Source organism: Streptomyces sp. NPDC054847, assembly GCF_053610925.1.
In genome coordinates this window covers 1-6,504 of the sequence record NZ_JBSGZJ010000402.1, presented here as the reverse complement: position 1 = coordinate 6,504, position 6,504 = coordinate 1, and the positions used below count along the sequence as shown (strand labels likewise).

At 69.3% G+C, this 6,504-nt stretch carries 5 protein-coding genes; all 5 read left to right on the top strand.

The genetic code is table 11. From position 1 onward, the window contains the following. Positions 1-619: 619 nt before the first annotated feature. Positions 620-3,103 (top strand): FkbM family methyltransferase, encoded by a 2,484-nt coding sequence (locus ACWGH4_RS28480; RefSeq protein ID WP_453465976.1) that lies wholly within the window; start codon positions 620-622, stop codon positions 3,101-3,103. A gap of 16 nt (positions 3,104-3,119) precedes the next feature. Further along, complete coding sequence (locus ACWGH4_RS28475) at positions 3,120-3,971, top strand: 3-hydroxyacyl-CoA dehydrogenase NAD-binding domain-containing protein (RefSeq protein ID WP_441267262.1); 852 nt, start codon at positions 3,120-3,122, stop codon at positions 3,969-3,971. Positions 3,972-4,048: 77 nt separating this feature from the next. Then, positions 4,049-4,303 carry an acyl carrier protein gene (locus ACWGH4_RS28470; RefSeq protein WP_453465974.1) on the top strand — a complete coding sequence of 85 codons (255 nt, stop codon included), beginning with the start codon at positions 4,049-4,051 and terminating at the stop codon, positions 4,301-4,303. Between the two features lie 8 nt (positions 4,304-4,311). Further along, complete coding sequence (locus tag ACWGH4_RS28465; RefSeq protein ID WP_453465972.1) at positions 4,312-5,493, top strand: acyl-CoA dehydrogenase family protein; 1,182 nt, start codon at positions 4,312-4,314, stop codon at positions 5,491-5,493. After that, positions 5,493-6,504, top strand: a 1,012-nt coding sequence (locus tag ACWGH4_RS28460; RefSeq protein ID WP_453465970.1) for an HAD-IIIC family phosphatase, incomplete at its 3' end; no start/stop codon positions are given. The genes ACWGH4_RS28465 and ACWGH4_RS28460, both read left to right, overlap by 1 nt.

Genomic DNA, 6,504 nt, shown 5'->3' with positions numbered 1-6,504 from the left:
GCTGCGGCCGGTGCCGCAGGGACGCCGCACGCCGCCTCTCGTCGTCCGTCAGCTCCGCCGCACCGCCGCCGCCCTGCTGGGCGGCACGCAGCACGACGGCGGCCCGCTCCAGCATCACCAGGGGCCGCCGGGCGGCGGCGCCGTTCTGCTCGGGCACGGCGATGGCGGTCTCCGGACGGGGCGTCGAAGAGGAAGAAGGAAGAGGGAGGGGATCTGTCTCCCGGCGATCGGGAGTGCAGCGGACTGTGGAGAAACGAGAACGCCCCTCAGCTTTCCCCGAATGCGCCCCGGCGGACAAGTGACGCCCGTCCGGGCCGAATCAGGAACCGCTCGAGAACCACTCGAGAGCCAATGGGGATCGGACCGGGAATTGCGGCACCCCGACACAGGCCGGGCCGACGGGACTTGACAGTGAAAGAGACCGGCAAAGAAGCTGACGCAGGACTACGTGGACTGCGCCTTTTCCGTATGCGTCACGGGGCCCCTGCGCACCGCGCAAGAGAGACGGCCCGATTGCGGATTGAGTGAGACCAAAGGCTGCGCTGCTACCAATTGGTCCACCCCGTCTCCGGCATTCCCCGACCTGTGCGGCCCTGCCCTGCGACAGCCAAGGAGTGGCATGAATCCCCATCCGACACCCGTGTCCGTCCGCGACGACCACACGGTGAGCCCGTGGCACCTGGCGCTCCTGGCCGGTCCCGGCGCAGCGGACCTCGATGCCGGGATCGCCGCGCTCCGGTCCCGCTCCGCGTGCCCCGTCACGTCCCACGACGCACTGGTCACCGTCCACACCGCCGGCGATGCGGCCGCGACGGCCGGCCTGCGCCGCGCCGCCCTGCTGACCGCCGCCGGCGACGAGAGCGGCACCGCCGAGATACGCCCCCAGGGCGCCGCGACCGTGCCCGCCGCCGGGCGGCCGGTCGCGTTCATGTTCCCCGGCCTCGGCGACCACTACGTCGGCATGGGGCAGGGCCTGTACCACCACTTCCCGGTCTTCCGGGAGCACCTGGACCGCTGCGCCGACCTGCTCGCCGCGGAGCTGGACCTCGACATCCGCGACGCCCTGTTCCCGCAGGACCAGGCCCCCGGCGCACCGGCGCCGGCCATGGACCTGCGGCAGATGCTGGGCCGCGACAGCGGCACCCAGAGCGACGCCGAGCGCCGCCTGAACCGTACCGGTGTCGCCCAGCCGGCCCTCTTCGCCGTCGAGTACGCGCTGGCGAAGCTGTGGGAGTCGTGGGGCCTGCGCCCGAAGGTCATGATCGGCTACAGCCTCGGCGAGTACGTCGCCGCCACCCTCGCCGGGGTGCTGACCCTCGAGGGCGCCGTCAAGCTCGTCGCCCAGCGCGCCCGGCTGATCGACCGGTCGCCGGAAGGCGCCATGCTCGCCGTCATGCTCCCCGAGGAGCAGGTCGCGGCCCTGATCGGCGAGAAGCTGTCGCTCTCCGCCGTCAACGGACCCGAGTTCTGCGTCGTCGCCGGCCCCGGCGCGGCCGTGGACGAGCTCCACACCCGCCTCATGGAACAGGGCGTGGCCGCCCGCCGGGTGAAGTCCACCCACGCCTTCCACTCGGTGATGATGGAGCCGCTGGCCGCCGAAGTCACCCGGCTCGCCGCCACCTTGGACCTCAAGGCGCCGAGCATCCCCTACATCTCCAACGTGACCGGCCGGCAGATCACCGACGAGCAGGCCACCGACCCGGCGTACTGGGCCCGCCACCTGTGCAGCCCGGTGCGGTTCGCCGACGGGCTGGCCGCCCTGGGCGCCGAGCCGCTCCTGCTGGAGACCGGCCCCGGACAGACCCTCAGCAGCCTCGCCGCCGCCGCCCGCGACGGTGACACCGCCGCCATCGTCGCCTCCATGCGCCACCCGATGGAGCCGCAGGACGACACCGCCGTCCTCCTGAAGGCCCTCGGCCGGCTGTGGACCGGCCACGCACAGGCCGGCTGGGACACCTTCCCCGCCGCCGGCATCCCCACCGCTGGCCACACCGCCACCGCCGCCGTCCCGCAGGGCGCCCCGGAGCTGACCGACACCCAGGCCCGGCTGCACACGATCTGGTCCCGGCTGCTCAAGTCGGACGCGCTCCCCACCGACATCGGCTTCTTCGAACTGGGCGGCAACTCCCTGCTCGCCACCCGCCTGATCCTGCGCATCGAGCGCGAGTTCGGCGTCGAGCTCACCCTCCGCCGCGTCTACGAGATGCCCAGCATCGTCCAGATGTCCGCCGCCATCGACGCGCTGCTCACCGGCGACGAGCCGACCGCCGCCGAAACGGCCGCCTGGACCGCCGCGGCCGACGCACGCCCCGCCTACCGGCTGCCCAACGGCCTGATGGTCCACCACCAGAACGAGGCCGAGACCAAGCACTTCTACGAGGACATCTTCGACCACCGCACCTACGCCAAGAACGGCATCACCATCGAGCCCGGCGCCACCGTCTTCGACGTCGGCGGCAACATCGGCCTGTTCACCCTCTTCTCCCACTACGAGGCCGACAACGTCGAGATCTACACCTTCGAACCGGCCCCGCCCATGTTCGAACTCCTCAGCCGCAACGTCGCCGAACACGGCGTGAACGCCAAGCTGTTCAACATCGGCGTCTCCGACAGCGAGACGGAGGCCGACTTCACCTTCTACCCGCGCAGCTCCGGCATGTCCTCCTTCCACCCCGACGAGGACGAGGAGAAGCGCAACCTGCGCACCATCATCGCCAACCAGCGCGCGGCCGGCGAGGCGGAAGAAGGCATCGAGAAGCTCGACGCCTACGCCGAGGAACTCATCGACGTCCGCTTCGACGCCGTCCCGTTCAAGGCATGGCTGCGTCCCCTGAGCGCCGTCATCGCGGAACAGGGCGTCGAACGGATCGACCTCATCAAGATCGATGTGCAGAAGAGCGAGCAGCAGGTCCTCGACGGCATCGCCGACCACGACTGGCCCAAGATCCGCCAGATGGTGCTCGAGGCCCACGACGGCGACGGCCGGGTCGCCCACCTGACCCGGATGCTGAGCAGCCGCGGCTTCACCGTCCACGCCGAACAGGACGAGATCTACGTCGGCACGGACATCTACAACATCTACGCCCTTCGCAGCGACCAGTAAACGGAGTCGACGGACCATGGAATTCAAGACCGTAGGGGTACTCGGCGCCGGGGTCATGGGCGTCGGCGTGGCGCAGAACCTCGCCCAGACCGGACACCGCGTCGTCCTCGTGGACATCTCCGAGGACGTCCTCGAACGCGCCCGCAAGGAACTGCGCACCAGCCTGCGGACCTACGCCCTGTTCAACAGCAAGGAGAAGGTCGACTTTACGGCGGTCCTGGAGAAGATCGAGTTCACGGTCGACTACGAGCGGCTCGCCGACGCCGACTTCGTCGTGGAGAACGTCACCGAGGACTGGGGCATCAAGCAGCAGGTCTACGAACGCATCGACAAGATCTGCCGGCCCGGCACCGTCTTCGCCGTCAACACCTCCGCCATCTCCATCACCCGGGTCGGCTCCGCCACCGGCCGCCCCGAGCGCGTCGTCGGCATGCACTTCATGAACCCGGTGCCGATGAAGCCGCTCGTCGAGGTCATCCGCGGCTACCACACCACCCAGGAGACCCTGGACACCGCGGCACGCTTCCTCGCCGAACTCGGCAAGGAATGCATCGTCGTCCAGGACGTCCCCGGCTTCGTCTCCAACCGCGTGCTCATGCTGACCGTCAACGAGGCAGTCTTCCTCGTCCAGGACGGCGTCGCCTCCGCGGCCGAGGTCGACCGCATCTTCAAGGGCTGCTTCGACCACCGCATGGGCCCGCTGGAGACCGCCGACCTCATCGGCCTCGACACCATCCTCAAGTCCGTCGAAGTGCTCTACGAGAGCTTCAACGACGACAAGTACCGGCCCGCCCCGCTGCTCAAGAAGATGGTCGCCGCCGGGCTGCTGGGCCGAAAGAGCGGCCAGGGCTTCCACAGCTACGCCTGAGCGGCACGGGGCCGCGGCCGCCCGCGGCCCCGCCGCACCCGACCCACCGGACGAGTCCACCAGAGACAGGGAATGACATGAGCACGGACATCAAGCCCCGGATCGCGCACTACCTCTCCCGCTTCTTCCCCGTGCACGACCTGGGGGACGACGACGACATCTTCCAGCTGGGCTTCGTCAGCTCGATGTTCGCCATGCAGCTGGTCGCCTTCGTCGAGCACGAGTTCGGCATCACCGTCGAGAACGACGACCTCGAACTCGACCACTTCCGCTCCGTCAGCGCCCTCGAGGCCTTCGTCAACCGCAAGCTGTCCGCAGCCGTGCCCCAGTGAGGCGAACCGTGTCCCTGACGACCCAGCCACCCGCCGGGCACACCGAGGCCCGGGAGGAATTCCAGGAGTTCGCCCAGCGCGTCGTCGCGCCGGCCGCGGACTCGATCCACCGTGCCCAGCACACCCCGCCGGAGCTCGTCCGCGCCCTGGCCGACAGCGGATACCTCGGCCTGGCCGTCCCGCGGGAGTACGGCGGAGGCGGCAGGGACGCGGTCACCCTCGGACTGCTGGCCGCGGAGATCGGACGCGCCTGCTCCTCACTGCGCAGCCTGCTCACCGTGCACACCATGGTCGCCCACGCGATCATGCGCTGGGGCAGCCGCGCCCAGAAGGACACCTGGCTGCCCCTGCTCGCGACCGGCGAACGCATCGCGGCACTCGCCGTCTCCGAACCCGGCGCCGGCAGCGACGCCGCCGGCGTCACCAGCCGCCTCACCCGCACCGGCGACGGCCACCTGCTCGACGGCCACAAGAAATGGATCACCTACGGCCACGTGGCCGACCTGTTCCTGACGGTCGCCCGGACCGAGGAAGGACCCACCGCGGTCCTCGTCGAACGCCCCGCCCCCGGCCTGAGCACCTCCCTGATCACGGACCTCATCGGCATCCGCGCCTCGATGACCGCCGACGTGCGCTTCGAACAGACCCCGGTGCCCGAGCAGAACATCCTCGCCCGCCCCGGCCTCGGCATCTCGCACGTCGTCGGCGCCGCCCTCGACCTCGGCCGCTACACCGTGGGCTGGGGCAGCGTCGGCATCCTCGACGCCTGCCTCGACGCCTGTCTCGCCTACGCGGGCGAACGCGAACAGTTCGGCGCGCTCATCAAGGACCACCAACTCGTCCGCCGCATGATCAGCGACATGTACACCGAGGCCCGCGCGGCCCGCCTGCTGTGCATGGACGCCGGCCGGCTCCGCGACGAGCGCGACCCCGGAGCCCTCGCCGCCACCTCACTGGCGAAGTACTTCGCCTCCCGCGCCGCCGTACGCGCGGCGACCGACGCCGTACAGATCCACGGCGCCAACGGCTGCAGCTCCGCATACCCCGTCCAGCGGTACCTCGGCGACGCCAAAATCATGGAAATCATCGAGGGAAGCACCCAGCTCCACCAAGTCGGCCTCGCCGAATACGCCTTCCAGGATTTCACCCTCGGCCGCCATCAGCTGCGCACCACGAACAGGGGAAATTGATGACGATCACCGTGAAATGCGTGGTCTGGGACCTCGACAACACCGTATGGGACGGAGTGCTCCTCGAGGACGGAGACGTCAAACTCCGCCCGGGAATCGTCGACGTCCTGCGCACCCTCGACGAGCGGGGAATTCTCCACTCCATAGCCAGCCGAAACGACCACGACGCCGCCATGGCCCGACTCGAAGAATTCGGCATCGCCGAATACTTCCTCTATCCCCAGATCAACTGGGGCCAGAAGTCGGACTCGGTGAAGGCCGTCGCCGAAGCGATCAACATCGGCATCGACACCCTCGCCTTCGTCGACGACCAGCCCTTCGAACGCGACGAGGTCGGCTTCACCCACCCCCAGGTGCTGTGCATCGACGCCCTCGACGCCGAACGCATCCCCGACCTGCCCCGCATGCAGCCGCGGTTCGTCACCGCGGACTCCCGCGAACGCCGCCACCTGTACCGGGCCGACGCACAGCGCAAGGCCGCGGAGGAGTCCCACACCGGCGCCTCCGAAGAGTTCCTCGCCTCCCTCGACATGCACTTCACCATCGCCCCCGCACGGGAGGACGACCTCAAGCGCGCCGAGGAACTCACCGTACGCACCAACCAGCTGAACGCCACCGGCTACACCTACTCCTACGAAGAGCTCGACGCGTTCCGCTCCTCGCCCGACCACGAACTGCTCGTCGCCTCACTCGACGACAAGTACGGCACCTACGGCAAGATCGGCCTCGCCCTCGTCGAACGCTCCGCCGACGTATGGACCCTGAAACTGCTCCTGATGTCCTGCCGCGTGATGGCCCGCGGCGTCGGCTCCGTCCTCCTGGGCCACCTCATCCGCAAGGCCCACGACGCCGGCGTGACACTGCGGGCGGAATTCGTCTCCACCGACCGCAACCGGACGATGCTCGTCACCTACAAGTTCGCCGGCTTCCGCGAAGTGGCCAAGAACGGCGACGTCTCCGTCCTCGAACACGACAACTCCCACATCCCCAGCTTCCCCCCGTACATGGAAG